Genomic DNA, 25,010 nt, shown 5'->3' on the forward strand with positions numbered 1-25,010 from the left:
TATACAAACTATTTTTAATTATTTTTCTTTTAAATTATATCAATTTTTTTATTAACATCTAAATTCTTTTTTTATAAATTATTAAAGAAATTAATATTTGTGTCGAAATATAACATAGAGTTATACAAAAAAAATGATTACATTTTTTTACTTAGGTATATTTAGAAAAGGAGGATTTATGTTGAATAAATTTTGTATGTTTAAAAAAAATTTAGCATTTGTGGTGTTTATTTTAACAATGGCTATAAGCATGAAGTTTAATAATGTAAGTGCTAAATACAATTTTCAAAAGATTAAGGGTCAAAATAGGTATGAAACATCTTTTGGTATTGCAAATGAATTTCAAAAGGGAAAGGTGGATAATGTTATATTAAGTAGCGGAAAAGATTTTCCAGATGCTCTTTCAGGAAGTGTGCTTTCTAAAAAATTAAATGCACCTATTCTTCTTGTGGAAAACAATTTATCAAAGAATTCTAGTGCAATAAAGTACATAAAAAATCATTTAGATAAAAGTGGAAAGATATATATTTTAGGGGGAAATGGATCAGTAAGTTATAGTTATGAAAGTTATTTTAAAAAGTTAGGATATAATAATGTGGAAAGGCTATGGGGAAAGGATAGATACGAAACTAATAAAAATGTAGTTAGAAAATTAAATGTACCTAAAGGAACACCTGTAGTAATAGTTAATGGACAAGCTTTTCCAGATGCTTTAAGTGTGTCTAGTGCTGCATCTATAAATGGATATCCTATATTATTAAATTCTAAAGGAGATTTATCTAATCAATGCAAAGAAATTTTAAAGAGTGTAAATCCTGATAGAGTATATTTAATAGGTGGACAAGGAGTATTAAGTAGTAATATAGAAAATGAAATTAAAATTTTAATAAGTAAAACTCCTATAAGAATATATGGAAAAGATAGATATGAGACTTGTTTAAGTGTAAATAAATATTTTAATACTAATTCTAGCAATGTTATATTAGCTAGTGGAGAGAATTTCCCAGATGCTTTATCTGGTACTTCTCTTGCATCTAAATTAAAAGCACCTATAATTTTAACTAATGGATATAATTTATCTAATCAAAAACAATATATAGATAGTATAAAATGCAGTAATATTATATTATTAGGTGCAGTAAATGAAAATATAGTGGATAAATTATCAAAAGTAGAAATAAAGCCAGAACCAAAACCAGAACCTAAGCCATCACCTAAGCCAGAGCCTAAACCAGAACCTAAGCCTGAAGAATTAAATTCAAAGCCAAAAGAATCTAGATTATTTAATGTAAATCCTGGACATACATTAACGGGAAGAGATACTGGAGCTCAAGGTATTAATGGATTAAGGGAAGAAGTATTAACTAGAGAATTAAGTGAAGAATTAATTAAAGAACTAAAAGCTGCAGGACAAAGTACAAATTTAGTCCGTGTAGACCATGCGGATTCTTTAGTAGAATCATTAAATAAACAAGTGGCTATTTGTGAATCTGTAAATGCAGATATGAATGTGGTAATACATTTTAATGTTTCTGGAGGTCAAGGAAATGGCATAGAAATATTTACTTATAGAGGACAATATGTAAAAGAAGCAGATAGGGTATTAAAAGAAATGGAGAAGCTAGGTTTTACAAATAGAGGAATAAAAAATAGATCTTTAGCTTTAATAAACAATACTAAAGCTACGACTATATATATAGAAGTTTGTTTTATAGATAATCCTCATGATGTGGAACTTTTAAATAAATATGGAATGAATGGAATAGCTAAAGCTATTGTAAGAGGTTTACTAGGAAAGTAACTAATATTATAAAATATATAAGCAGCCAATGTGTATTTAATATGTTTGCTAAATATACATTAGCTGTTTACATATTTTATAATACTAAAAATCTAATAGAATGTGATGTATTTTATTCTATTAGATTTTTTTATGATTTAGTATTAAGTTTTAAAATGGAATACATCTTTTACATATTAATAACAATATAAGTAGAATACATAAAATATCATTATTACAACAATGTTGACTAATTTCATTAACTTTAGTATGAGTAGGGGTTATAGAACTTAAAGAATTTATTAAACAAGCCATAGCTTTTTCTTTACAAGAGTAGGCACATAATATTTTTTTTATAATTTCTGCTTTTTTTTCAACACAATCAATTTTTTTTATGTCATGTACTAAATCACAGCAAAATAATTCGCTTAAGCATTTAGCCATTTCCGATTCAGATTTTAAAATATCAGTAGTATATTTTTCTTTACAGCTAATATTGCTAGGAATAGTCATTTTAAAACCTCCTATTTATAATAATGAGTCTATTTAGGCTATACTAAAATAGCCTAAATAGACTTTTTGCTAATGATAAAATTAATTTGTCACCAGCTTTATAATATCTATATCAAATATAGAATAATTCTATATTAATTTTCAAATTTAACAACCCATTTTTTGATTAAAATTAGATCTAGATTCATGTCTAGTCTTTCCACAGCATTTGCAACATACTTCACTTGGATCTAAGCCACAGTCTGCAGCATTCTTTCTAGCAGCTGCCATTATTACTTCAGCTATAGCTTTTTCTTTAGCAGAAAAACCACATAAAATTTTCTTTAATATTTTACCTTTTTTCATTACATCTTTATCTGAATATGCAAGATTATAACTTAAGTTACCAAATAAATCTACCATATCATCAAGTATTCCAGCTTCAGAGTATAGTATAAAATAAGTCATTAATTTATCCATATCGCATTCACCACAGTAACATCTTGATTTATTATAGTTATTTTCCATATACAATTACCCCCAATTTATTTATTAATTTAAAAATTGCAATCACAGTGGCAATCTGATTTTATTAGTCCTTTATTTACTGCAATTTTGCAAGCAAGGGAATTTAAAACATCAGCTATGGCTAGTTCTTTACATGCTAAAGAACATAAAACATCTTTTGCTACTTCAGCTTTTTCTTCTATGCATGGCAAGCACTTAATTTGATATAAGAAACCATAACTAAATAAAAGATACATATAGAAAAGCATTGTGGCTTCAGAACTAGCTATCCAATCTATTATACAAGATTCAGGCCACCATATTGCACCATATTTTTTATCAGCACTGGCAGATTTCATTTTGTCAACTTCAGATTTTACTTTATCAAAATGAGAGGAGAATTTTTCTGCATCAGATTGATATTTTGACATAAATTCTTTCATTAAATCAAATTCAGCTTCGTTTAAATTTATATCGTTATTTTCCATATACAATTACCCCCAATTTTTTCTATTTTAATAAAAAAACTTTATTTGTTTTTCTAGTATATAATATCAAGGTAATGAAAAATTGTTACATTAAATTTCATCTAGCGTATGAATATTTATAAAAGCATTAACATTTTTCGCAAATATCTATTTAAATAAGTGTTTTTGTCTACTAGTATAAAGAGTTGAATTTATTGTTTGAGTAAATTCAATAGTATTATATGTTTTTATAGAAACTATGTTATTTAAAATTTGTTTATTAGTGTGTAATTTTTTTAAATTCCTAAATATATGTGTAATACTATTCTAATTAACAAGAATATGGTTCACATAAATATGACTAAATGATATAATGTGGTAGTAATAAACGGATAATAAGTATAATATTTTAGCTTAAATTGATTAGCAATTAAGGAGGTTTTTATGGAAGCAAACTTACAGCAAGATAAAATTTATAAAAACAGATGGTTTATACTAGCTATAGTAGTAATGCAGCCTTTTATGGCTTGTTTAGATGGAAGTATAATAAATGTGGCGTTGCCAGTAATGGCTAAAAGTTTTAATGTATCCATGGCATCTATAGAATGGGTAGTTACTACATATCTTATAATGATATCTGCTACCATTTTAATTTTTGGAAGAATAGCAGATATAAAAGGCAAAGGAACTGTATTTAAATGTGGTCTTGTAATGTTTGCATTTGGATCTTTACTTTGTGGATTTCCTTTTTCATTAGAATTTTTAGTTTTTTCTAGAGTGGTACAGGCTCTTGGAGCATCTATGACTATGGCTACTAACCAAGGAATAATAACTCAAGTTTTTCCAAGCAATGAAAGGGGAAGAGCATTAGGGATTTCTGGAGTTTTTGTAGCTTTAGGTACTATGACAGGACCACCATTAGGTGGACTTATAATTTCTTTTTTTCATTGGAAGTATATATTTTTAATAAATGTTCCTGTAGGAATAATAACTTTTATATTTAGTATGAAGATACTTCCAAAGAATGAATTTCAAGATGAAAAAATGGATAGTAAGGGTGCATCTTTATTTTTTATATGCATAGTTACTTTATTTTTAGCTATGATAACAGGGCAGCAAGTAGGGTATAATAACATATTTATTATTATTTCATTTATACTTTCTTTATTTTCTTTTATATATTTCATATCAGTAGAAAAAAGGTCAGAGCAGCCAATGTTGGAACTTAGTATATTTAAAAATAAGGTTTTTTCTATAAATGTATTTTTAGCTTTTATAGCTTATAGTTCTTTAAGTTGCATAAATATAATACATCCTTTTTATTTGCAAGATGTTTTAAAAATATCACCGGGAAAAGCAGGATTAATAATGATAACTCATCCTGTAGTACTTTCTTTAGTAGCACCTATAAGTGGTTATGTGTCAGATAAAATAGGCTCAAAAATACTTACTTTAGCAGGTTTATTTTTTCAGGGTGCTGGAATATTTTTGCTGTCTACTTTAAAAGAAAATTCTGATTTAGCTTATATAATTGCGTTTATAGCAGTTTCAGCTTTAGGAAGCGGGTTATTTGAATCCCCTAATAATTCTTTAGTTATGTCTACTGTTCCTAAAAATAAGTTAGGAATAGCAGGAAGTATAAATGCTCTTGTAAGAAATCTTGGATTTATATTTGGAGTTTCTTGCGCTACTACTATTTTATATAACAAAATGAGTTATAAAATAGGATACAAAGTGCTTAGCTATGTACCAGGTAGAGATGATGTATTTATTTACGGAATGAAGTGGGTATATATATCAGCATCAATATTTTGCTTTATTGGATTTACCATATCCTTAATAGACAAAATTAAAATTAACAGCAAAAAATCCTCTGGAAAAGTAGCATAAAAAATTAGTGCCTTTTTCATTTAAAAAAATTCTGTAAATAAGTTACACCCAAAAATTGACGTAAAAAATTACAAAGTTAATAGTCAGTAAGTAATGTTGTAAATATTTGAATAAATTCTAGAGAGTCTTAGAAGAAAAAATAAAAAAACTCCGTAATTCATCACAGGACGTGATGAGCCAATTTCCGCCCCAAGGACGGGGCATAAATTGGGTAGGAGTTTTTTAATTTTTTATTCTTAGACTCTCTTAATGAAATGACTTATTTACAACATTACTTACTGACTATTAACTTTGTAATTTTTTACGTCAATTTTTGGGTGTAACTTATTTACAGAATTTTTTTAAATGAAAAAGGTACTAATTTTTTAGTACCTTTAAATAAAATTTAATGTATTCCTTTTTTCATTTGAGTATTAACGTATTGCAAATGTGTTGACATAGCTTTTTCAGCAGCATTGGAATCATGATTTTTTAATGCTGTGAAAATAGTTCTGTGTTGCTGTATAAGCATAGCTTTGTGTTCTTTTTCTGTTAGTATATTCTTTCTAGTGTTTTTAATAAAAGATTCAATTAAAAAGGATATAGCATTTAATATACTTACTATAAGAAAATTTTTAGAAGCTTGAGCTATTTTGTAATGGAAAGTTATGTCTACTTTAACTAACTCTTCTTCAGAATTTGAATTTTTAGCATTTTCAAAAAGTAAATCTATTTCTTCTAATTCTTCATGGGTTATTCTTTCTGCTGCTAATATAACAGAGCCTCTTTCAATAATATGTCTAAGTTCTAATATTTCTTCGGGATTACTTTCTTTTAATAGAAATATAGTTGATAAAGGTTCAAATAAATTATTTTCAAAGTTGTCTTTTATAAAATTTCCTTCACCTTGTCTAGATTCTATAATTCCCATTATTTCTAATTCTCTAAGAGCTTCTCTTATAGAAGTCCTACTAACTTTTAAACTTTCAGCCATTTCCCTTTCAGAAGGAAGTTTGTCACCCTTTTTAAAAGTACCTTTAGCAATCATTTCTTTAATTTGTTCTATAACTTTTTCATATACTTTTGTATTTTTTATAGGACTAAACATAAATATTCATCCCTTCTTAACTATATTCTTAACTATACTGATGAAAATGTTTTTATAAATATACAATGTAAATAATATATATTGCCCAATTCGAAATATTTATCAAGAATATTAACTATTTATCAATATATATTAATGTTTTTTAACACATTATAAAAATACTAATTATATTATTGTTAAATATTTATCGTTTATATTAAGATTATACTCTAAGCTTTAAGTTTGTGTCAAGTATATTAAAATAGGTTTTTTAGCATAATAAAAGCTTGCACTTTCCAGTGAAATGAAGGTTTCAGGTGCGTATTTTCTAAAGTTACACAATTATATTATTTCCAAATTATATAAAAAATTTCTATTATATTAATATCTAAAATGCATAAATATATAAAAAATTCCTATAAACAGACAATTATAATTATTGATTAGATAATATTACAGGTTTATTTGTGATAATTAAAATGTTAAAATTGTTACGTTTATAACAAACTTTCTTGATTTTTTAGTTTAAATAGTAGTATTTTATAATTTTTTTAATTTTTAATTAACTATGTAAACCATATTATTTCTTATAAATACCAAAAATAATATATAAAAAAATTAGTGTTAATTAATTAACTATTGTAGAAATTTATAAAATAATGTGATATTATATAAACAACGAGCTGGTAATACCACTAAACCGTAATACCAGTAAACCATAATACCAGTATTAAATTAAGATTAAAATAAAATTAAATTTAAATTTGCAGGGGGTAATTAAAAATGATGAAAAAAAGAAATACTACTAAAATTTCAGTTGTAGGAGCAGGTTCAGTAGGAGCAACTACTGCTTATGCATTAATGTTATCTGGAGTTGCTACAGAATTAGTATTAGTAGATGTTAACAAAGCAAAAACAGAAGGCGAAGCTATGGATTTATCTCATGGAGCAGATTTCGTAAAACCTGTAAACGTAATAAGCGGAGACTATAAGGATACAGAAGGTTCAGACATAGTTGTAATTACAGCAGGTCTTGCTCAAAAACCAGGAGAAACTAGACTTCAACTTGTAAACAAAAATATAAATATATTTAAATCTATAATTCCAGAAGTAGTTAAATACAATAAAGATGCTATATTATTAGTAGTTTCAAATCCAGTAGACGTATTAAGTTATGTAACTTATAAATTATCAGGATTCCCTAAAGAAAGAGTTATAGGATCTGGTACAGTTTTAGATACATCAAGACTTAAATATGAAATAGGAAAGAGATACGATGTAGACCCAAGAAATGTAAATACTTACATTATGGGAGAACATGGAGATTCCGAAATTGCTACTTGGAGTGTAACTAACATTCAAAATATTAAAATTGATGAATATGCTAAGAAAGAAAATCTTCCATACGATGATACTTTTAGAACAGAAGTTTATGAAAATGTTAAAAATGCTGCTTATGAAGTTATCAATAGAAAAGGTGCTACTTTCTATGCTATAGCTTTAGCAGTAACTCGTATTGTAGAAGCTATATTAGGAGATGAACAAACTATATTACCAGTTTCTACTCTAGTAGAAAATTACTATGGAATTAATGATGTTTATCTAGGATTACCATGTGTAGTAGGTGGAAATGGTGTTGAAAAAGCATTAGATATATCCTTAAGTGATGATGAAGTTGAAAAATTAGTTAAATCTGCAGATACTTTAAAAGAAACTTTAAATAATGCAGAAGGACTATAATATTAAATTGACAATATAACAAAAAAAATTGTAATAGTTTTGCAATTTCCCATACCTCTCCTTTGATTATATAAATTATAAGATTATAAAATTTAAAATTACTTTAAGAATAAAAAATTACTTAAAAAAATAATTCTGTTTGATGTTTGATAGCTGAATTTTTAAATTCCTTAAAAAATAATTGGTAGTGGGAAATTGCAAAATTTTATATGAAATTTTAAGTTGAAAATATAAAATTTTTGGTGAAAACCTTTAAATAGTTATTTGAAAAATTTGTATGTAATGTTGTTGTTTTTGAATGAAAGGAGGATATATTACTATGTTCGGACTTATTGCATTTATGCCAATTCTAGTAACAATAATCCTGATGGTAGGTTTTAATTGGTCTGCTAAAAAAGCTTTATCGCTAGCATGGGCTATTGCTGCAGTAATAGGATTAACTCTTTGGAAAATGACGTTTCACAATATTATGGCATATTCAGTATTTGGTTTGTTTAAAGCAGTAGATGTTATTATTATTATTTTTGGTGCTATATTAATTTTAAATACTTTAAAACAATCCGGTGCTATGGCTGCAATTAATAATGGTTTTAGTAATATTACAAAAGATAAACGTATACAAGCTATAATTATTGGATGGATGTTTGCAGCTTTTATAGAAGGGGCAGCAGGGTTTGGAACACCAGCAGCTTTAGCAGCACCACTTCTTGTAGGACTTGGGTTTCCTCCATTAGCAGCTGCTATGGTTACTCTTATTATGAATAGTACTCCAGTTCCTTATGGAGCAGTAGGTACTCCAACAGCTGCGGCAATGAGTACTATAGCAAGTAATATTAAAGCTATAGGGGTAAATCCAGAATTGTTTACAATTACTACATCAAAATGGATTGCTTTAATACATGGAACTATAGGAATATTTATTCCGTTAATAGCTATATGCATGATGACAAAATTTTTTGGAAAAGAAAAATCTATTAAACCTGCTTTAGAGGTGGCACCCTTTGCTATTTTTTCAGGATTAGCATTTAGTGTTCCTATGTTTTTAATAGCTAGTGTAGCAGGTCCAGAATTACCTGCATTATTAGGTGGTCTTATAGGACTTGTTATTACAATATTTGCTGTAAAAAAAGGATTCCTTATGCCTAAGAAAGTATGGGATTTTCCAAATCCATCTGAATGGGAAGAAGAATGGAAAGCTAAGAATAATGTAGAAGAAGAAAGTGATGAACAACCTGCCATGTCTTTAGTAAAAGCTTGGATTCCTTATGTATTAATTGCAGTAATATTAGTGTTAACACGTATTCCAGCTTTTGGATTAAAGCAAATATTAGTTAACCAAAAGATTGTAATACCAAATATATTAGGTACTAAAGGGTTAAACTATGAATTAGGTTGGGCTTACCTTCCAGGAATAATTCCATTTATGTTAGTTGCTTTAATTACTCATGTAATTCATAAAATGGATGGAAAGAGAGTAAAAGCATCTTGGTCAAATACTTTTAATCAAGTAAAAGATGCTGCAATTGCATTATTTGCAGGAGTGGCATTAGTACAATTAATGCTTAATTCTAATGTGAACGCTGCAGGACTTAGTAGTATGTTAACTGAAATGGCTAAATCTATTGCAGGTGTTGCAGGACAAGGATATGTTTTTGTTTCACCTCTTATAGGTATATTAGGTTCATTCATGTCAGGTTCTGCTACAGTATCAAATATCTTATTCTCATCTTTGCAATTTGAGACAGCTTCTATTTTGAATATGTCAAAAGTACTTATTATTGCGTTGCAAGTTATAGGTGGATGTATAGGAAATATGGTATGTATAAACAATATTGTTGCAGTTTGTGCAACAGTAGGTGTAGCTGGAGTTGAAGGAAAACTTATTAAAAGCAATTCAGTACCAGCTATAATTTATGCTGTAGCTTCAGCAGTGGCAGTAGCAATAATGATATATATGGGATTTAATCCCTTAAATATATAATATAAATTAAGTTAGCTAAAGAATATTTTATTCTTTTGCCATATAACTCTTAAATTTTCTTACACAATATAATTATATAAATAATTTTCTTACAAAAGAAAAAAAGGAGAACCCCTCCTTTTTTCTTTTTACATTTAAATTTATTTTTTTGGAATCCAACTATTAACTACATCTTCATTTTGCTTAATCCATTCCCTACAAACTTCTATAGGTTCTTTGTTAGGATTGTCATTTATCATTTTTAATAAAGTATTTAATTGTTTGTCATCCATTTTAAAATTTTTATAGAATTGGTATACTTCAGGCATATCTTCTTCTAGACCTTTTCTCGCTAATGTATGAACATCTTCTGGTTCACCATACATTTTTTTAGGGTCTTCTAAGAATTTTAAATCCCATTTTGCAAATTTCCAATGAGGTTTCCAGCCAGTTACCACTATAGGTTTTTTCTTATCTATAGCTGCTTTTAACATAGCTATCATAGTTGGTCCACTGCCTTCTACTAATTCAAAATCTAAGTTATAATCTTTTATAAGATTTTCTGTAACTTTCATAATACTTGCACCAGAATCAATACCTATAATTTTTTTATCAAATTCATCTTTCATAGAATTTAATTCCTCTATACTATTTATTTTAACATAAGAAGGAACTACCAATCCTACAGGTGCATTTTTATAGTTTATTCCTAAATCAACTATGCTATCTTTATACTTTTTCATGTAATCTGCATGAAGTTTAGGAAGCCAACCATCTAGGAAAACATCAGAATCTCCTTGAGATAATGATGTAAATATTATACCTACATCTCCCATAGTAGTTTCCACAGTATAGCCCATTTTATCTTCTAATATTGCTTTTGTTAAATTAGTAGTAGCAATACCTTCTACCCAGTTAGCGTATACAAGCTTAACAGTTTTCTTTTTACTGTCTGCTTTTTTTGAAGCACTATTACATCCTGCTGTAATAAATATCATAAGTATACAAACAGAAAATAATGCAATAAGTTTTTTTAGTTTTTTATTCATAAAATAACATTCCTCCCATAAAGTAATATTATTATTTAATAAGACTGTCTAAATTTATGACAGTCTTATTTTTAAAAGTTATTTTCTTACACCTAATCCTTGAGTAATCCTATCTAATATCATAGCTAAAATTACTACAGCAAGTCCACTTTCAAAACCTAATGCTATATTTAATTGAGTAATACCTGTTAGTACATCTTTACCTACACCACCGGCACCTATCATTGCAGATACAACTACCATGGATAAAGCTAGCATTATAGTTTGGTTTACACCAGCTAAAATAGTTGGAAGAGCAATAGGAAGCTGCACTTTGTAGAGCATTTGTTTTGATGTAGAACCAAAAGATTTAGCTGCTTCAATAACTTCTTTTGGAACTTGTCTTATACCTAAGTTAGTAAGTCTAACTGCTGGAGGCATAGCAAATATTACAGTAGCTATGGCACCAGGAACTTTTCCCATTCCAAAAAACAATACTGCTGGAATTAAGTATACAAAAGCAGGCATTGTTTGCATAAAATCTAAAATAGGCTTTACTATTTTATCTACCTTATCGTGTTTAGCTGCTGAAATTCCCAAAGGAATACCTATAACCAGAGCTATAAAAGTAGATACTAATACTAAAGCTAATGTTTTCATAGTTTGAGGCCATAATTCCATAGAATCAATAAATAAAAGCCCAAAAAAAGTAAAAGCAGTAACACCTTTAGTACATAACTTATAAGCTATTAATGTAAATATTAATATTATTACTATACTAGGTGGCCACAAAAGAATTTTTTCCAAGGATATTATTAAAAACTCATTTATTATTTTAATAATATCAAAAAAAGGTTCTATATTATCTTTAAGCCAATTTATTATTATTTCAAAAAAAGGACCTATATGAAAAGTAAACATTAATATTCCTCCTCCCCTAAAATACCAGCAATTATTGAAGATTTTTTTATGATTCCTAACATAGTATTATTTTTATCAACAACTACTATAGGATAATTAGAATGAAGAGCTTGAGATAATAAATCAGAAATAGGGGTATCGGGAGAAGTTGTTGGAACATCTTTTATAATTATGTTATCTAAATAGTGAATTCCTTTTTTAATTAAATCCACCACATCTTCTATTTTTACAATACCTTTTAATTTTCTATCTTTATCAATTACATATATACTAGCAATACCTTCTCTTTTCATAAGTCTCATTGCCACTTTAGGACCATCCTTAATAGATACTATTGCCTCTGATTTTTTTATTATAGAAGAAGCAGTTATTATGTTAGTTCTATTTACATCCTGTAGAAAAGCTTTTACATAATCTGTAGCAGGATTAGTTAATATTTCTTCAGGAGCACCTATTTGCTCTATAGCTCCGTCCTTCATAATAGCAATTCTATCTCCAAGTCTCAGGGCTTCATCTAAATCGTGAGTTATAAATATTATAGTTTTTTTCATTTTAGACTGAAGCTCCAATATTTCTTCTTGCATTTCTCTACGAATTAATGGGTCTAATGCACTAAAAGCTTCATCCATAAGTAAAATATCAGGATTTGTAGCTAAAGCTCTTGCAAGACCTACTCTTTGTTGCATACCTCCACTTAATTCACTAGGCATACTATTTTCATAGCCTTTTAATCCTACCAATTCTAAAGCTTCATAAGATTTACTTTTTCTAGTTTTTTCATCTACTCCTTGTATTTCTAAACCATAAGCTACATTGCTGCAAACATCTCTGTGTGGAAGCAATGCAAAGTTTTGAAATACCATAGCCATTTTTTTTCTTCTAATTTGAAGTAATTCTTTATCTGAACATTTGTTTATGTCTTTTCCATCAATTAAAATTTCTCCATAGGTCGGTTTTATTAAACGATTAAGACAGCGTATCAGAGTTGATTTTCCGCTTCCAGAAAGGCCCATTACCACAAAAAACTCGCCAGAATTTACTTGAAAATTTACATTGTTTATACCGATAGTATGATTTGTTTTTTGATGTATTTCATCTTTCGACAATCCTTTTTTTACCAGTGAAATAATTTTTTTAGGATGTTTACCGAAAATTTTGTATAAATTATTAATTTGAATTTTGTACATTAAATCCCCCCATGTATATAAAGTTTGGATTAATTGTGTGTGCATGCCCTTGCAATTATAATACAATAAACTAAATAATATTTCAAACAAAAACAGGGAAAATGGTATTAAAAACTACTTATACAGAATTATAATGAGAATACAAAAAATATATTTTGAATATAAGTAAATATGATGTAATATTCGAAAATATAGTATATATTTAATTTAAATATAAAGTTAAATTAAATATTGTTAAAAAAATATGAACAAAATTAGGTAAAATATAATTTTGTTCATTTAGATTATAAAAAAATTAAATATCTGTGTTTGAATAAATTACAAAATTATAAAATTTGTATAATATATTTTCCTATAAATACAAATAATAAACTTAGAAATAAATTTAAGCTAGCATTTATTGAAGCTAAAATATAATTTCCCTTTTGAAATATATTTACAGTTTCGTAACTAAAAGTTGAAAATGTAGTAAGACCCCCTAGTATTCCAGTAGTAAGGAAAATACGTAAATTTGGAGAAATTAAATTATATTTTATACTAACTTCCATTATTGCTCCCATTAGAAAAGCACCTAATATATTAACTACTAATGTTCCATAGGGTATATAATTGTAAAAATATTTTGATGCCATATTAGATATTAAATATCTAGTAGAAGCACCAATAAATCCTCCCAATCCTACAAAAAATATTTTTTCCATAATAAGACTCCTATAATATTTAAAATTATATAAAAAACTCCTACTTAAATTAAGTAGGAGTTTTAGTACATTCACTTAAATGTGAATTTCTTCACTAAAAGTATTGTACTATATATTTATATAATTTTAAAGGGGGTTAAGGTTATTATAGATTAATTTTTACTATTTAAAATATCTATTTAACAATCCTCTAAAAGCTGAACCGTGTCTAGCTTCATCTTTACACATTTCATGTACTGTATCATGAATTGCATCGTAGTTTAATTTTTTAGCTAAAGTTGCTAAGTCTTTCTTTCCTTGGCAAGCTCCATGTTCAGCTTCTACTCTAGCTTCTAAGTTTTTCTTTGTATCAGCGTCTACTACTTCTCCTAATAATTCTGCAAATTTAGCAGCATGTTCTGCTTCTTCAAAAGCTATTCTTTTGTAAGCTTCTGCAATTTCTGGGAAACCTTCTCTATCAGCTTGTCTACTCATTGCAAGATACATACCTACTTCTGTACATTCTCCTGTAAAGTTAGCTCTTAATCCTTCTAAAACCTCTTTATCTACATCTTTTGCAACTCCTATTTTATGTTCATCAGCCCAAGCCATTTCTCCTTCAACTTTTTCTATAAACTTTTCCTTTGGAACACCGCATTGAGGGCACTTATCTGGTGCTGAATCTCCTTCATGAATATATCCACATACTGTACATACAAATTTTTTCATTATAAACTCCTCCTAAATTCATTTATATTTATAATTTATTTTATAATTTATATTTTGCTGTTCTTTACAGTTGTTATTATATAATAATTATTATTAAAATGCAATAGCTTTTATGAAATTTATAAAAAATTTTTCCAAGTTGTAATTTAAATTGATTTTTTTATGCAAATATCCTACTTTGTTTAATAAAAGGCTATAAATGTTGTTCAAAATATATTAATAAAATTATAATTTTATTATATTGAAAATATAGTGTTAAATCTGTATTATAAGATGTATAATAAATATATTGTGTATTTAAAGGAGTGAAATAAATGTTTTCAAGTGTTAAAAAAACTTCAAATGATGGTCCAAAGGTTGAAACTATAATAGGAACTACTACTAATATAACAGGAAATATGGAGGCTTCTGGATCAATTAAAGTAGAAGGACAATTTACAGGAGATATAAATGGAAAAGCAGAAGTTATAATAAGTGAAACTGGTTATGTTAAAGGAAATATAAATGCAGTAAATGTAAAAATTTTAGGAAAAATTGATGGAAATATAAATGCCAGTGGTATTTTGGAAGTGGCTCCCACGGGAAAAGTAACAGGAGATATTGAAACTGTTAATTTAGCTGTGGAAGATGGTGGAATAATTAACGGAAAGTGCAGTATGACTTTAGATGATATAAAGAGAATAATTTCACCAGATGAAAATATTTAATATGTATTTAATATTATTAAAGAGAAGATGTTTTTTTAGTTAAGAGTTGAGATGGAAGAGTTGAGAGTTTTGGAGAATTTTTCTCCATTGATATTACGAAAAGTTTTTAATTATGTTTAGTAGGGAATTTTTTTTAGAGGACGCTTTTTTAGATTTGACAGAGGACATTTTTTAGATTTGACATTTGACAGAGGATAGTAATTGAGATAGTGTGGGGGAGAAAATAATTAAAAATAATAGGCAAAATTTCTTTATGGGATTTGCTTATTATTTTTAATTATTTTTTTTCTTACATTATATTTATTTTATATATTTAAAATTTTTAAAAAATTTGTTCTATAATTAGTATGCCAGAAAACAACAATATAAAAGATAAGTATAAGAAGAATTTAAATTTTAAATAATCCCTCATAACGTCCTCCTAAAATGTATTTTAAAAGTGTATTTACAAAATCTTTTAATTACAGTATACTATAAGTGCACTAATTAAATCAATACACTTAATACAATTAATACGATTAATACATAAATTTTTGGAGGTGAGATTAGTTGATTAATATTGATGGTAGAAGTAGTACTCCTATATATGAACAAATTATAAATGCAATTAAAGAAGATATACTAAAGGGAATATTAATGCCAGGAGATAAGCTACCTTCTGTTAGAGAACTTTCTTTAATGGTTACAGCAAATCCTAATACAGTAAGTAGAGCTTATAAAGAACTTGAAAGAGAAAAGGTTATTGAAACATTAAGGGGTAAGGGCACTTATGTATCAAAAAATTATAAGCCTAAAATGGAGGAAGATAAAATGGAAGCTTTAAAAGAAAGTTTAAAAAAGATTATAATAGAAGCCCATTATGTTGGGCTAAAAAAAGAAGATGTTTTGAATATAGTAAATGAAATTTATAAAAATATAAAAGGAAATTCAAAGTGAATTTTAAGGAGGTGTGGATATTGATAGAATTAAAAGGAGTATGTAAAACATTAGATGATAAAAATATTTTAAAAGATATAAATTTAAGTATAAAAGAAGGAAGCATATTTGGACTTATAGGACATAACGGAGCAGGAAAAACTACATTAATTAAATGCTTAACAGGTATATATAATGTAGATAAAGGACAAATAAAAATAGATGATAAAGAAGTTTTTCAAAATAAACATATAAAAAATATAGTAGGCTATGTACCAGATTTTAATAACCAATTTTCTAATTTAAAAGTTAAAGAATTAATAAAACTATATGAACTAAGTTATACTAACTTTAATAAAGAAAGATTTTATAAATTAAATAAATTTTTTAAAATACCAGAAAACATAAGAAGAAAAAAACTTTCAAAGGGAATGAAAACAAGACTTGCTATAATGTTAAATTTAAGTATTATGCCTAAGGTACTTGTTATGGATGAACCTACATCTGGATTAGATCCTTTAATTAAAAAAGTAGTTATGAATATTATTTTAGATGATGTATCAGAAAGAGGCACTACAGTTTTAATATCTTCTCATAATTTAAGTGATTTAGAAAGAATATGTGATAGTGTAGCTATTATGGGAGATGGAGAAATAAAATATAGTAATTCTATTGAAGAAATGAAGGAAAATATAAAAAAAATTCAAGTGGTGTTTAAAGAAGAAGCTCCAAAGGATTTGTCTATTTGGAAAGGTGTTATGAATATACAAAAAGTAGGACGAGTTTATAATATTGTTATAAATGGCTATAACCATGAAATTTTAAGTAAGTTAAAAAATTCCAATATAGTTTTCCATGAGTTCATAGATTTAAGTTTAGAAGACATGTTTATTTATTCTGTAGGAGGTGACTCTGAATATGAAGAACTTTTTAAATAAAGCATTGTTATATAAAGAATGGAAAGATGGAAAATGGGCTATGCTTATATTTTTTATGATTCAATTTTTCACTATAACATCCAGTTTTTTAAATAGTATGGATAGAATGATGTGGGATATAAATCATAACCATTTAGCAGAAAATATTTTAAATAATAATGAAAAATATTATAATATTTTTTGGGGACTTTTTGGAGGAAGTTCAATAGTTCTATTAATAATTATAGTAATAACTATTTCATTTATTATTATGGGATCAGATAGAAATAATAATTTTGAATATTTAAGTACTATGCCTTTTTCTAGAGAAGAAATAATAAATACTAAATTTTTTATAGGAAAATTAACTATAGCAGTACCAACTTTAATTAATTTTGCAATAATTTCTTTTTCTTATTTCAAAAATTTACCTGTTGTAAATGCATATATAAAAGCCAATTCACTTCCAGCATTTTTTGATTATAGTATTATATTAAAATGGTTTTTATTGAATTTTTTAGTTTATATTTTTGTTTTTGCATTATTAATGCTTATGCATTCTATATGTGGAAATGCCTATGCAGCCACTCTTTTAGGAACTATAGCATTAGTATTTCCAGGAGGAATTTTACATCTTATTTGGGAATTTATTAGAATCAATATGGGAAGTAATTTTTCTTTTCAAAAGTATCAATGGCTACAAGTAATACAATCTAAAATAATTAAGTGGCTAACTTTAGCATTATATGGTCAGATGGATTATAATGGAAGTGAAATTGCATCATATAGTAATTTTGGATTAAAATGTATAATACTAGTAGTTGTAATAATTATACTATATTTTGCTACTAAATACTTGTTTAAAAAGAATAATTTTGAAAGAACAGGCAATATACTTATGTTTAAGATTTTAGAACCTGTATTAAAATACGGATCAGCAATATGTTTTGGACTTTTTATTGCTTGTATTGCACCGAATTTTATTTATAGAAACTATGAATATTATTTATTAAAGGAAATTATTTTAAGTGATATTTGTTTTGTAGTATTTTCTATTGTATTTTATTTTACAACAAGTAAGCTGATAAAATCTTTTAGAAATTAGAGGGGAAGTAAAAAAATTGCGATGCAATTTTTTTAGTTGAGAGTTGAGAGAGAAGAGTTTTTTTAGTTAAGAGTTAAGAGAGAAGAGTTAAGAGTTATGGAGAATTTTTCTTCATTGCATTACGAAAAATTTTTAATTTTGTTACTAATAATTATGATTTCTTGAGGTACGAAAGAAATCCTCCATAACTCTTAAATCTCAACTCTCAACTCTCAACTAAAAACCTTTGGATTTATTTAAAGTTGGTATTATTTTTTTGCCTAATGCTGCTGTTAATAAGCATTTAGCTAAATCGCCAGGTAAAAATACTATACATCCAACTTTTATGGCATTTATAAATCCTATGTCTTTATGCACAACATATTTTAATCCTAAATATAAATAAGGAACCCCTATAATGTAAATAACAATAGTTCCTATTAAACAAGCAAAAAATAGGTTATAAGTGGATACTTTTTTATAGTGTTCTGCAATTTTGCCTATTATATAAGCACCTAATATAAATCCTAAAAGGTAACCAAAAGTAGGTTTTAATATGTAAGAAAATCCACCGCCTTCAGTGAAAACTGGTATGCCTACAAGTCCTAAAAGTACATATATTAATTGAGATAAAGCTCCTAATTTTGAACCTAAAAGCACACCAGCTAAAGTGGTAAATAGAAGTTGTAATGTTATAGGTGCTGGACCTATAGGTATTTTAATAAATGCTCCAATAGCAGTTAATGCTGCAAAAATAGATACTAGTATAATATCTCTTGTTTTCATGTTCATAATAATAGTCCTCCTATATAGTTAACATATAAAATAATTTCAGTTGACAATTAAAGAATATAACAATGTATATTAATTGTCAACTGAAATTTTATATACACATAACAATTAAGTGCGATTTAATCGCACTTAAATAATAAGTAATGTATATATAAAATTTATGAGGAGGATTTATTTAGTAATATTGACATAAAAATAAAATATATACAAGATATTATAAAAATAAATATAATACTAAGTCATTTAAATTGAAATAGTATAAAATTAAAATTAATATTCAACAACCTAGGTATTAATAGATAAAATGGTATTAAGTTTGTTTTTTACTGAAATTTTTGAATTTTTGCTATTGATTTTTATTAATTATTTGATATAATAGAAAAAAACGAATTTAAAATAAAATTATTATAAAAGATAGGAGAAATTACAATGGAAAATATTATTAGAAAGGGAATAGTAGAACAAGTTTATAATGTTTATTATTACTGGAGCTTTTATTATAGCGCTGGTTATTTGTTCTACAAAAAAATAATGCATATTCCTTTTTCTAATGAGTTTAATAGAGAAGCAATTGTTTTCCATGGTGCTTAACTGGAAAATAATTTAAATTAGTGTATTTTGTGTGCTAATTACGTGTTGATATATAAAAGAAGGCTCATTATGAGTCTTCTTTTTTTTATATAAAAAATTAAAAGGAGGATATTATTATGGTGATTTTTATGAAAGAAAACACACCTAAAACAGAAATTGAAAGCATTAAATGCAAGTTAGAATTATTGCATTGTAAGGTCCATGTGTCTAAAGGGGAAAATAGTTTTATATTAGGATTAACAGGTGACAAAAGTGAAATTAATACTATGGAAATACAATGTAATAAAAATGTTGAAAAAATATTATCTGTAAAAGAACCTTTCAAACTAGCCAATAAGGTTTTTCATCCTGAGTGCACTAATATACAAGTTGGTCACAGTAGTATAGGAGGAAAGCAAATAGCCATAATGGCAGGACCTTGTTCTGTAGAAAATAAAGAACAAATTATGACTATAGCTGAGGATGTAAAAAAAGCAGGGGCTACTTTTCTAAGAGGTGGTGCTTACAAGCCAAGAACATCTCCTTACAGTTTTCAAGGATTAAAAGAAGATGGATTAGAATTATTAAAATTAGCAAAAGAAAAAACAGGTCTTCCTATTGTAACAGAAGTTATGTCTGCAAATTTAATTGAAAAAGTTTCACAAGTTGCAGATGTTTTGCAAATAGGAGCAAGGAATATGCAAAATTTTGATTTATTAAAAGAAGTGGGAAAAGCAAATAAACCTGTGCTTTTAAAAAGGGGATTATCTGCTACTATTGAAGAGTTTCTTATGTCTGCAGAATATGTAATGTCAGAAGGAAATGAAAATGTAATTCTTTGTGAAAGAGGAATAAGAACTTTTGAAACATACACAAGAAATACCTTGGATTTAAGTGTAATACCTGCAATAAAGAGATTAAGTCATCTTCCAGTTATAGTGGATCCAAGCCATGCAGCAGGAATATGTTGGATGGTAGAACCTCTTTCAAAAGCAGCTATAGCTGCTGGTGCCGATGGTTTAATTATAGAAGTGCATAACAATCCAGAAAATGCTAAATGTGATGGTGAACAATCCATTAAACCTGAAAAATTTAATGAATTAGTTAAATCTTTATCAGAAATAGCAAAAATAAACGGTAGAGCCATATAAAGAGGTGGTAAAATTGATAGAATTAAATATAACTGTTGTAGGATTAGGATTAATAGGTGGTTCTTTGGCTATGGCATTAAAAGATTTAAAGCCTAAAAATTTATGGGGAATTGATATAGAAAAAAGCACTATTGAAGCTGCTGAGAAAAAATGCATAATTCACAAAGGCTATACTAAACCTGAAATTCCATTAAAACATTCTGATATAGTAATAATAGCATTGTATCCAAATTTAACTGAAAAGTTTGTAAAAGACAATATTAAAAATTTTAAAAAAGGAGCTATTATCACAGATGTAGCAGGAATTAAAGAAAATTTGGTGAATAATATAAATTCATTTATTCCAAAGTCATTAGATTTTATTGGAGGGCATCCTATGGCAGGTAGTGAAAATAAAGGATTAAGCTTTGCATCCAAAGATATATTTAATGATGCAAATTATATAATTACTCCTGTAGAAAAAAATAGAGAAGAAAATATTAAAATTTTAGAGAGTATTGCAAAGAAAATAGGATGTAAAAATGTAGTTAGAATTACCCCTAAAGCCCATGATGAAATTATAGCTTTTACAAGTCATTTAACTCATGTATTAGCTGTAGCTTTAATTAATAGTGATATTTTAAATGTAGAAACATCTTTGTTTATTGCAGGAAGTTTTAAAGATGGTACAAGAGTGGCAGATATTAATTCATCACTTTGGGTGGAGCTATTAACTTCAAATAGAAAAAATATAATTAATAAAATAGAAGTTTTTGAAGAAAAAATAGAAACTATTAAAAATGCTATAAAAGAAAACAATAAATCTATTATAAAATCTGAATTTGAAAAGGCAAGTTTAAGAAGAAAGGAGCTAGTGTAGTATGCATACATTAACAGTAAATCTTTCTGATAAAACTTATCCTATATATATAAAAAAGGGATTGTTAGATAGTATAGGAAAAGAAATTAAAAAAATATATAAAAATAAAAAAATAGCCATAATAACTGATTCAAATATTGAAAAGTTATATGGCGAAAGAATAAAAAATAATTTAATAAAAGAAAATTTTTTAACCAATAAAATTATAATAGAACCAGGAGAAAAAAGCAAATTCTTTAAAGTGTTAGAGCAGGTTTGCAATAAGCTTTTAGAATTAAAACTTAATAGAGGAGATTTGATAATTACATTTGGCGGTGGAGTAGTTGGAGATTTAGGCGGGTTTGCTGCTTCAATGTTATTAAGAGGAATTTCTTTTATACAAATACCAACTTCTCTTATAGGTCAAATTGACAGTAGTATAGGTGGAAAAGTAGCTATAAATACAGATTATGGTAAAAATCTTATAGGAAGTTTTTATCATCCAAAGGCAGTATTTATAGACCCAGAATTACTAAAAACATTAGATGAAAGATATTTATATGATGGTATGGCAGAGATGATAAAATATGGTGCTATTAAAGATAGAAAATTATTTAATAATCTTTTACAATATAAAGGGAAGGAAGATTTATTTAATAATATAGAAGAGCTAATTTATACTTGCTGTAGTATTAAAAAAAATTTAGTAGAAAAAGATGAAAAAGACAATGGCGAAAGAATGCTTCTTAATTTTGGTCATACAATAGGTCATGGTATAGAAAAATACTTTCAATACAAAAAATTTACTCATGGAGAAGCTGTAGCTATGGGAATGTATGCAATTACTAAAAATAGCGAAGATTTTGGATTAACGGAAAAAGGTACTTCAGATTTAATAAAAAAAATAATAATTAAGTATAATTTGCCTTGGAAAATTCCAACTATAGATAAAAGTGAAATTATAGATATTATTAGTAGAGATAAGAAAAATAATTGTGAAAATATGAATATAATTTTACTTAAAAATATAGGGAATGGATTTATTAAAAAGATAAATATTAAAGATATGAATAAAGTGAAGTTTATATAAGTTTTTAATATAATTAGGCATTACAAATGATTATAGATTTATTAATGTGCTAAAGAAATCATTATTAAAGTAAGAAATTTAGGAGTATAAAAATAATTATTCATTGACTTAAATTAGGTAGTTGTGGATAAAATAGAAAGGAGGATTTTATTTGAATTCTGTAAAAATAACACCGAGAAATCTATATGGTGAAATTAAAATTCAGCCTTCAAAAAGCCTTTGTCATAGAGCAATAATAGCAGCTAGTCTTTCAAAAGGCATAAGTAATATAAAAAATGTAACATTTTCTCATGATATTAAAGCTACTATTGATGGAATGAAAGCTTTAGGAGCGGATATTAAAAGAAGTGAAAATAATTTATGTATAAATGGAAGTGAATTTTTAAATTTAAATAAAAATGAAATTAATTGTATTGAATCTGGATCTACATTGAGATTTTTAATTCCTATTGCTCTTTTAACAGGAAATCAAATAACCTTTAATGGAGAAGGAATGTTAAAAAACCGTCCATTAAATCCTTACTATGAAATATTTAAAAAACAAAATATAAATTACAGTAGTCATAATGGATTGCCTCTTAGTGTAAAAGGATTGATTACTCCTGGGGATTTTGAAATAGAAGGTAACATAAGTTCTCAATTTATAACGGGACTTATGTTTGCACTTCCACTTTTAAAGGGAGATTCAAGAATAATTTTAACTACAAAATTAGAATCAAAGGGTTATGTAGATTTAACCATAGATACTTTAGATAAATTTTCTGTAAAAATAGAAAGTAATAATTATAATGAATTTTATATTAAAGGCAATCAAAAATATATGCCTACAGACTATAAAGTGGAAGGTGATTTTTCACAATCTGCATTTTGGTTAGTAGCGGGAATATTAGGTGGAAAAATTCAATGTACTGATATAAATATAAATTCTCTTCAAGGGGATAAAGCTATTGTAGACATAATAAAAAAAATGGGAGGAAATATAAGTGTATATAAAGATAAAATAGTTACTGAAACTTCAAAAACAAAAGGTATAACCATTGATGCTTCAGATTGTCCAGATATTGTACCTATTTTATCTGTACTAGCAGCTTTAAGTGAGGGAACTACAGAGATAATTAACGCAGAAAGACTTAGAATAAAAGAATCCGATAGATTGAAGGCAATGTGTACAGAATTAAATAAACTAGGTGCAGACGTAAAAGAAACAAATCAAGGCTTAATAATTAATGGAAAAGATAAATTAAAGGGTGGAACTGTTGAAAGCTGGAATGATCATCGCATTGCTATGGCGCTTTCTATTGCTTCTATAAAATGTAGTGAACCAGTAATTATAAAAAACAGCCATTCAGTAAAAAAATCTTACCCTGAATTTTTTAAGGATTTTTCAATGTTAGGAGGAGTTGTCCATGAGTGGAGTTTGGGGAAATAATATTAAATATTCTATTTTTGGTGAGTCTCATGGAAAAGCCATAGGCATAACTATAGACGGTATTCCTGCTGGTATAGAAATTGATTTAGAACATATTAAATTTGAGATGAGTAGAAGAGCTCCAGGAAAAAATCAGTTTTCTACAGAAAGAAAAGAAAAAGATAGTTTTGAAATATTAAGCGGATATTTTAATGGTAATACTACAGGAACTCCTTTATGTGCAATTATAAGAAATAAAGATGAACATTCAAAGGATTATTATAAAATTAAAAGTATAATAAGACCAGGACATGCAGATTATACTGGTAATGTAAAGTATTTTGGTTTTAATGATTATAGGGGAGGAGGGCATTTTTCAGGACGATTAACAGCTCCTTTGGTTTTTGCAGGAGCTATAGCAAAGCAAATTTTAATGAAAAAAAATATTATTATAGGAAGCCATATATATGAAATAGGAAATGTGCAAGATGAAGAATTTGACAAAGTAAATATTAAAAGTGATTTTTTGAAAAGTCTTATAAATAGAGAATTTCCTGTTATTAATGAGGAAAAGGCTTTAGAAATGAAGAAAAAGATTTTAGAAGCAAAACAGGATTTGGATTCTATAGGGGGGATTGTGGAAGCAGCAGTTTTAAATTTGCCAGCAGGTTTAGGTTCACCTTTTTTTGATTCTATTGAAAGCAGTTTAGCTCATATTTTATTTTCTATTCCTGCTGTAAAAGGAGTAGAATTTGGGGAAGGTTTTAATATATCAAGAATGAAAGGTTCTCAGGCAAATGATGAATTTTACATGGAAGAGGACAATGTACACACATTTACTAATAATAATGGTGGTATATTAGGTGGAATTACTACAGGAATGCCTTTGATTTTTAGAGCTGCTTTTAAACCAACGCCTTCTATAGGTAAAATTCAAAAAACTGTGGATTTACTAAAAAAAGAAAACACAGAAATTCAAGTAACTGGTCGCCATGACCCTTGTATTGTACCTAGGGCTGTTCCAGTAGTAGAAGCAGTAACTGCTATGACAATTTTAGATTTTATACGTGGTAAATAGTTTTTAGGGCAGG

General features: G+C 27.0%; 23 protein-coding genes and 2 pseudogenes. 15 read left to right on the forward strand and 10 right to left on the reverse strand.

Features of this window, described 5'->3' with window-relative positions; genetic code table 11:
• Positions 1-250: 250 nt before the first annotated feature.
• Positions 251-1,123 (forward strand): annotated as a pseudogene (locus CLOACE_RS11955) (cell wall-binding repeat-containing protein); the annotation flags it as partial.
• A gap of 156 nt (positions 1,124-1,279) precedes the next feature.
• Positions 1,280-1,795 (forward strand): annotated as a pseudogene (locus tag CLOACE_RS11960) (N-acetylmuramoyl-L-alanine amidase); the annotation flags it as partial.
• A gap of 156 nt (positions 1,796-1,951) precedes the next feature.
• Here CLOACE_RS11960 and CLOACE_RS06530 read toward each other — a convergent pair.
• The 3 genes from CLOACE_RS06530 to CLOACE_RS06540 form a co-directional block, all read right to left on the reverse strand.
• On the reverse strand, positions 1,952-2,293 hold the full coding sequence (locus CLOACE_RS06530; RefSeq protein WP_070110303.1) for a hypothetical protein: 342 nt from the start codon (positions 2,291-2,293) through the stop codon (positions 1,952-1,954).
• Between the two features lie 147 nt (positions 2,294-2,440).
• Positions 2,441-2,800 (reverse strand): hypothetical protein, encoded by a 360-nt coding sequence (locus CLOACE_RS06535; protein WP_070110304.1) that lies wholly within the window; start codon positions 2,798-2,800, stop codon positions 2,441-2,443.
• A gap of 29 nt (positions 2,801-2,829) precedes the next feature.
• A complete protein-coding gene (locus CLOACE_RS06540) occupies positions 2,830-3,267 on the reverse strand; it encodes a hypothetical protein (protein WP_070110305.1) in 438 nt (145 codons plus the stop codon).
• Between the two features lie 423 nt (positions 3,268-3,690).
• Between CLOACE_RS06540 and CLOACE_RS06545 the strand changes: the two genes are divergently transcribed.
• Positions 3,691-5,136 carry an MFS transporter gene (locus CLOACE_RS06545; protein ID WP_070110306.1) on the forward strand — a complete coding sequence of 482 codons (1,446 nt, stop codon included), beginning with the start codon at positions 3,691-3,693 and terminating at the stop codon, positions 5,134-5,136.
• Positions 5,137-5,521: 385 nt separating this feature from the next.
• On the opposite strand, the gene CLOACE_RS06550 is transcribed toward CLOACE_RS06545, so the two are convergent.
• Positions 5,522-6,223 (reverse strand): FadR/GntR family transcriptional regulator, encoded by a 702-nt coding sequence (locus CLOACE_RS06550; protein ID WP_070110307.1) that lies wholly within the window; start codon positions 6,221-6,223, stop codon positions 5,522-5,524.
• A gap of 762 nt (positions 6,224-6,985) precedes the next feature.
• On the opposite strand from CLOACE_RS06550, the gene CLOACE_RS06555 reads away from it, so the two are divergent.
• Both CLOACE_RS06555 and CLOACE_RS06560 read left to right on the forward strand, forming a co-directional pair.
• Positions 6,986-7,942, forward strand: coding sequence for an L-lactate dehydrogenase (locus tag CLOACE_RS06555; RefSeq protein ID WP_070110308.1), 957 nt, complete (start codon positions 6,986-6,988; stop codon positions 7,940-7,942).
• Positions 7,943-8,261: 319 nt separating this feature from the next.
• A complete protein-coding gene (locus CLOACE_RS06560; RefSeq protein WP_070110309.1) occupies positions 8,262-9,923 on the forward strand; it encodes an L-lactate permease in 1,662 nt (553 codons plus the stop codon).
• Between the two features lie 140 nt (positions 9,924-10,063).
• Here the strand turns inward: CLOACE_RS06560 and CLOACE_RS06565 are convergent, their stop codons facing one another.
• The 5 genes from CLOACE_RS06565 to CLOACE_RS06585 all read right to left on the reverse strand — a co-directional run bounded on the left by CLOACE_RS06565 (position 10,064) and on the right by CLOACE_RS06585 (position 14,447).
• Positions 10,064-10,951 (reverse strand): glycine betaine ABC transporter substrate-binding protein, encoded by an 888-nt coding sequence (locus tag CLOACE_RS06565; protein ID WP_070110310.1) that lies wholly within the window; start codon positions 10,949-10,951, stop codon positions 10,064-10,066.
• A gap of 78 nt (positions 10,952-11,029) precedes the next feature.
• Complete coding sequence (locus CLOACE_RS06570; RefSeq protein WP_070110311.1) at positions 11,030-11,851, reverse strand: ABC transporter permease; 822 nt, start codon at positions 11,849-11,851, stop codon at positions 11,030-11,032.
• Positions 11,851-13,038, reverse strand: coding sequence for a quaternary amine ABC transporter ATP-binding protein (locus CLOACE_RS06575; RefSeq protein WP_070110312.1), 1,188 nt, complete (start codon positions 13,036-13,038; stop codon positions 11,851-11,853). The genes CLOACE_RS06570 and CLOACE_RS06575 overlap by 1 nt, the downstream gene beginning before the upstream one ends.
• 326 nt (positions 13,039-13,364) lie before the next feature.
• A complete protein-coding gene (gene crcB / locus CLOACE_RS06580) occupies positions 13,365-13,739 on the reverse strand; it encodes a fluoride efflux transporter CrcB (protein WP_070110313.1) in 375 nt (124 codons plus the stop codon).
• A gap of 162 nt (positions 13,740-13,901) precedes the next feature.
• Entirely contained in the window at positions 13,902-14,447 is a 546-nt protein-coding gene (locus tag CLOACE_RS06585) for an NADH peroxidase (protein ID WP_070110314.1), read from the reverse strand.
• 314 nt (positions 14,448-14,761) lie between these two features.
• On the opposite strand from CLOACE_RS06585, the gene CLOACE_RS06590 reads away from it, so the two are divergent.
• From CLOACE_RS06590 to CLOACE_RS06605, 4 genes are all read left to right on the forward strand, one after another.
• Positions 14,762-15,154 carry a bactofilin family protein gene (locus CLOACE_RS06590; protein ID WP_070110315.1) on the forward strand — a complete coding sequence of 131 codons (393 nt, stop codon included), beginning with the start codon at positions 14,762-14,764 and terminating at the stop codon, positions 15,152-15,154.
• 549 nt (positions 15,155-15,703) lie between these two features.
• Positions 15,704-16,090: a GntR family transcriptional regulator gene (locus CLOACE_RS06595; RefSeq protein ID WP_070110316.1), complete on the forward strand. Its 387-nt coding sequence runs from the start codon at positions 15,704-15,706 to the stop codon at positions 16,088-16,090.
• Between the two features lie 20 nt (positions 16,091-16,110).
• Entirely contained in the window at positions 16,111-17,007 is an 897-nt protein-coding gene (locus CLOACE_RS06600) for an ABC transporter ATP-binding protein (RefSeq protein WP_070110317.1), read from the forward strand.
• A complete protein-coding gene (locus tag CLOACE_RS06605) occupies positions 16,988-18,091 on the forward strand; it encodes a hypothetical protein (protein ID WP_070110318.1) in 1,104 nt (367 codons plus the stop codon). Before CLOACE_RS06600 ends, CLOACE_RS06605 begins: the two co-directional genes overlap by 20 nt.
• A gap of 216 nt (positions 18,092-18,307) precedes the next feature.
• Here CLOACE_RS06605 and CLOACE_RS06610 read toward each other — a convergent pair whose 3' ends face one another.
• Positions 18,308-18,862, reverse strand: a complete 555-nt coding sequence (locus tag CLOACE_RS06610) for a biotin transporter BioY (protein ID WP_070110319.1) — start codon at positions 18,860-18,862, stop codon at positions 18,308-18,310.
• A gap of 429 nt (positions 18,863-19,291) precedes the next feature.
• Here CLOACE_RS06610 and CLOACE_RS11775 point away from each other — a divergent pair, with 429 nt between their 5' ends.
• From CLOACE_RS11775 to aroC, 6 genes are all read left to right on the forward strand, one after another.
• Complete coding sequence (locus CLOACE_RS11775) at positions 19,292-19,453, forward strand: hypothetical protein (protein ID WP_175429444.1); 162 nt, start codon at positions 19,292-19,294, stop codon at positions 19,451-19,453.
• 116 nt (positions 19,454-19,569) lie between these two features.
• Positions 19,570-20,583, forward strand: coding sequence for a 3-deoxy-7-phosphoheptulonate synthase (gene aroF, locus CLOACE_RS06615; RefSeq protein WP_070110320.1), 1,014 nt, complete (start codon positions 19,570-19,572; stop codon positions 20,581-20,583).
• Between the two features lie 13 nt (positions 20,584-20,596).
• Positions 20,597-21,442: a prephenate dehydrogenase gene (locus CLOACE_RS06620; RefSeq protein ID WP_423230262.1), complete on the forward strand. Its 846-nt coding sequence runs from the start codon at positions 20,597-20,599 to the stop codon at positions 21,440-21,442.
• A 1-nt stretch (position 21,443) separates the two neighbouring features.
• Entirely contained in the window at positions 21,444-22,511 is a 1,068-nt protein-coding gene (aroB, locus tag CLOACE_RS06625; protein WP_070110321.1) for a 3-dehydroquinate synthase, read from the forward strand.
• 151 nt (positions 22,512-22,662) lie between these two features.
• Positions 22,663-23,940, forward strand: a complete 1,278-nt coding sequence (aroA, locus tag CLOACE_RS06630) for a 3-phosphoshikimate 1-carboxyvinyltransferase (RefSeq protein WP_070110322.1) — start codon at positions 22,663-22,665, stop codon at positions 23,938-23,940.
• The gene (aroC, locus tag CLOACE_RS06635; protein ID WP_070110323.1) at positions 23,918-24,997 is read left to right on the forward strand and encodes a chorismate synthase; all 1,080 of its coding nucleotides are present in this window, start codon (positions 23,918-23,920) and stop codon (positions 24,995-24,997) included. The genes aroA and aroC overlap by 23 nt, the downstream gene beginning before the upstream one ends.
• The last annotated feature ends 13 nt before the right edge of the window (positions 24,998-25,010 follow it).

Source organism: Clostridium acetireducens DSM 10703 (assembly GCF_001758365.1).
Taxonomy (GTDB): Bacteria; Bacillota; Clostridia; order Clostridiales; family Clostridiaceae; genus Clostridium_C; species Clostridium_C acetireducens.

What these genes read in the sequence shown, in the direction of transcription:
- CLOACE_RS06550 (WP_070110307.1), bottom strand. Translation starts at nt 6,223, where the DNA reads ATGTTTAGTCCTATAAAAAATACAAAAGTATATGAAAAAGTTATAGAA.
- CLOACE_RS06540 (WP_070110305.1), bottom strand. Translation starts at nt 3,267, where the DNA reads ATGGAAAATAACGATATAAATTTAAACGAAGCTGAATTTGATTTAATG.
- CLOACE_RS06585 (WP_070110314.1), bottom strand. Translation starts at nt 14,447, where the DNA reads ATGAAAAAATTTGTATGTACAGTATGTGGATATATTCATGAAGGAGAT.
- aroF (WP_070110320.1), top strand. Translation starts at nt 19,570, where the DNA reads ATGGTGATTTTTATGAAAGAAAACACACCTAAAACAGAAATTGAAAGC.
- CLOACE_RS11775 (WP_175429444.1), top strand. Translation starts at nt 19,292, where the DNA reads ATGGAAAATATTATTAGAAAGGGAATAGTAGAACAAGTTTATAATGTT.
- CLOACE_RS06555 (WP_070110308.1), top strand. Translation starts at nt 6,986, where the DNA reads ATGATGAAAAAAAGAAATACTACTAAAATTTCAGTTGTAGGAGCAGGT.
- CLOACE_RS06560 (WP_070110309.1), top strand. Translation starts at nt 8,262, where the DNA reads ATGTTCGGACTTATTGCATTTATGCCAATTCTAGTAACAATAATCCTG.
- CLOACE_RS06575 (WP_070110312.1), bottom strand. Translation starts at nt 13,038, where the DNA reads ATGTACAAAATTCAAATTAATAATTTATACAAAATTTTCGGTAAACAT.
- CLOACE_RS06570 (WP_070110311.1), bottom strand. Translation starts at nt 11,851, where the DNA reads ATGTTTACTTTTCATATAGGTCCTTTTTTTGAAATAATAATAAATTGG.
- crcB (WP_070110313.1), bottom strand. Translation starts at nt 13,739, where the DNA reads ATGGAAAAAATATTTTTTGTAGGATTGGGAGGATTTATTGGTGCTTCT.
- CLOACE_RS06545 (WP_070110306.1), top strand. Translation starts at nt 3,691, where the DNA reads ATGGAAGCAAACTTACAGCAAGATAAAATTTATAAAAACAGATGGTTT.
- CLOACE_RS06535 (WP_070110304.1), bottom strand. Translation starts at nt 2,800, where the DNA reads ATGGAAAATAACTATAATAAATCAAGATGTTACTGTGGTGAATGCGAT.
- aroB (WP_070110321.1), top strand. Translation starts at nt 21,444, where the DNA reads ATGCATACATTAACAGTAAATCTTTCTGATAAAACTTATCCTATATAT.
- CLOACE_RS06605 (WP_070110318.1), top strand. Translation starts at nt 16,988, where the DNA reads ATGAAGAACTTTTTAAATAAAGCATTGTTATATAAAGAATGGAAAGAT.
- CLOACE_RS06565 (WP_070110310.1), bottom strand. Translation starts at nt 10,951, where the DNA reads ATGAATAAAAAACTAAAAAAACTTATTGCATTATTTTCTGTTTGTATA.
- CLOACE_RS06610 (WP_070110319.1), bottom strand. Translation starts at nt 18,862, where the DNA reads ATGAACATGAAAACAAGAGATATTATACTAGTATCTATTTTTGCAGCA.
- aroC (WP_070110323.1), top strand. Translation starts at nt 23,918, where the DNA reads ATGAGTGGAGTTTGGGGAAATAATATTAAATATTCTATTTTTGGTGAG.
- CLOACE_RS06590 (WP_070110315.1), top strand. Translation starts at nt 14,762, where the DNA reads ATGTTTTCAAGTGTTAAAAAAACTTCAAATGATGGTCCAAAGGTTGAA.
- CLOACE_RS06530 (WP_070110303.1), bottom strand. Translation starts at nt 2,293, where the DNA reads ATGACTATTCCTAGCAATATTAGCTGTAAAGAAAAATATACTACTGAT.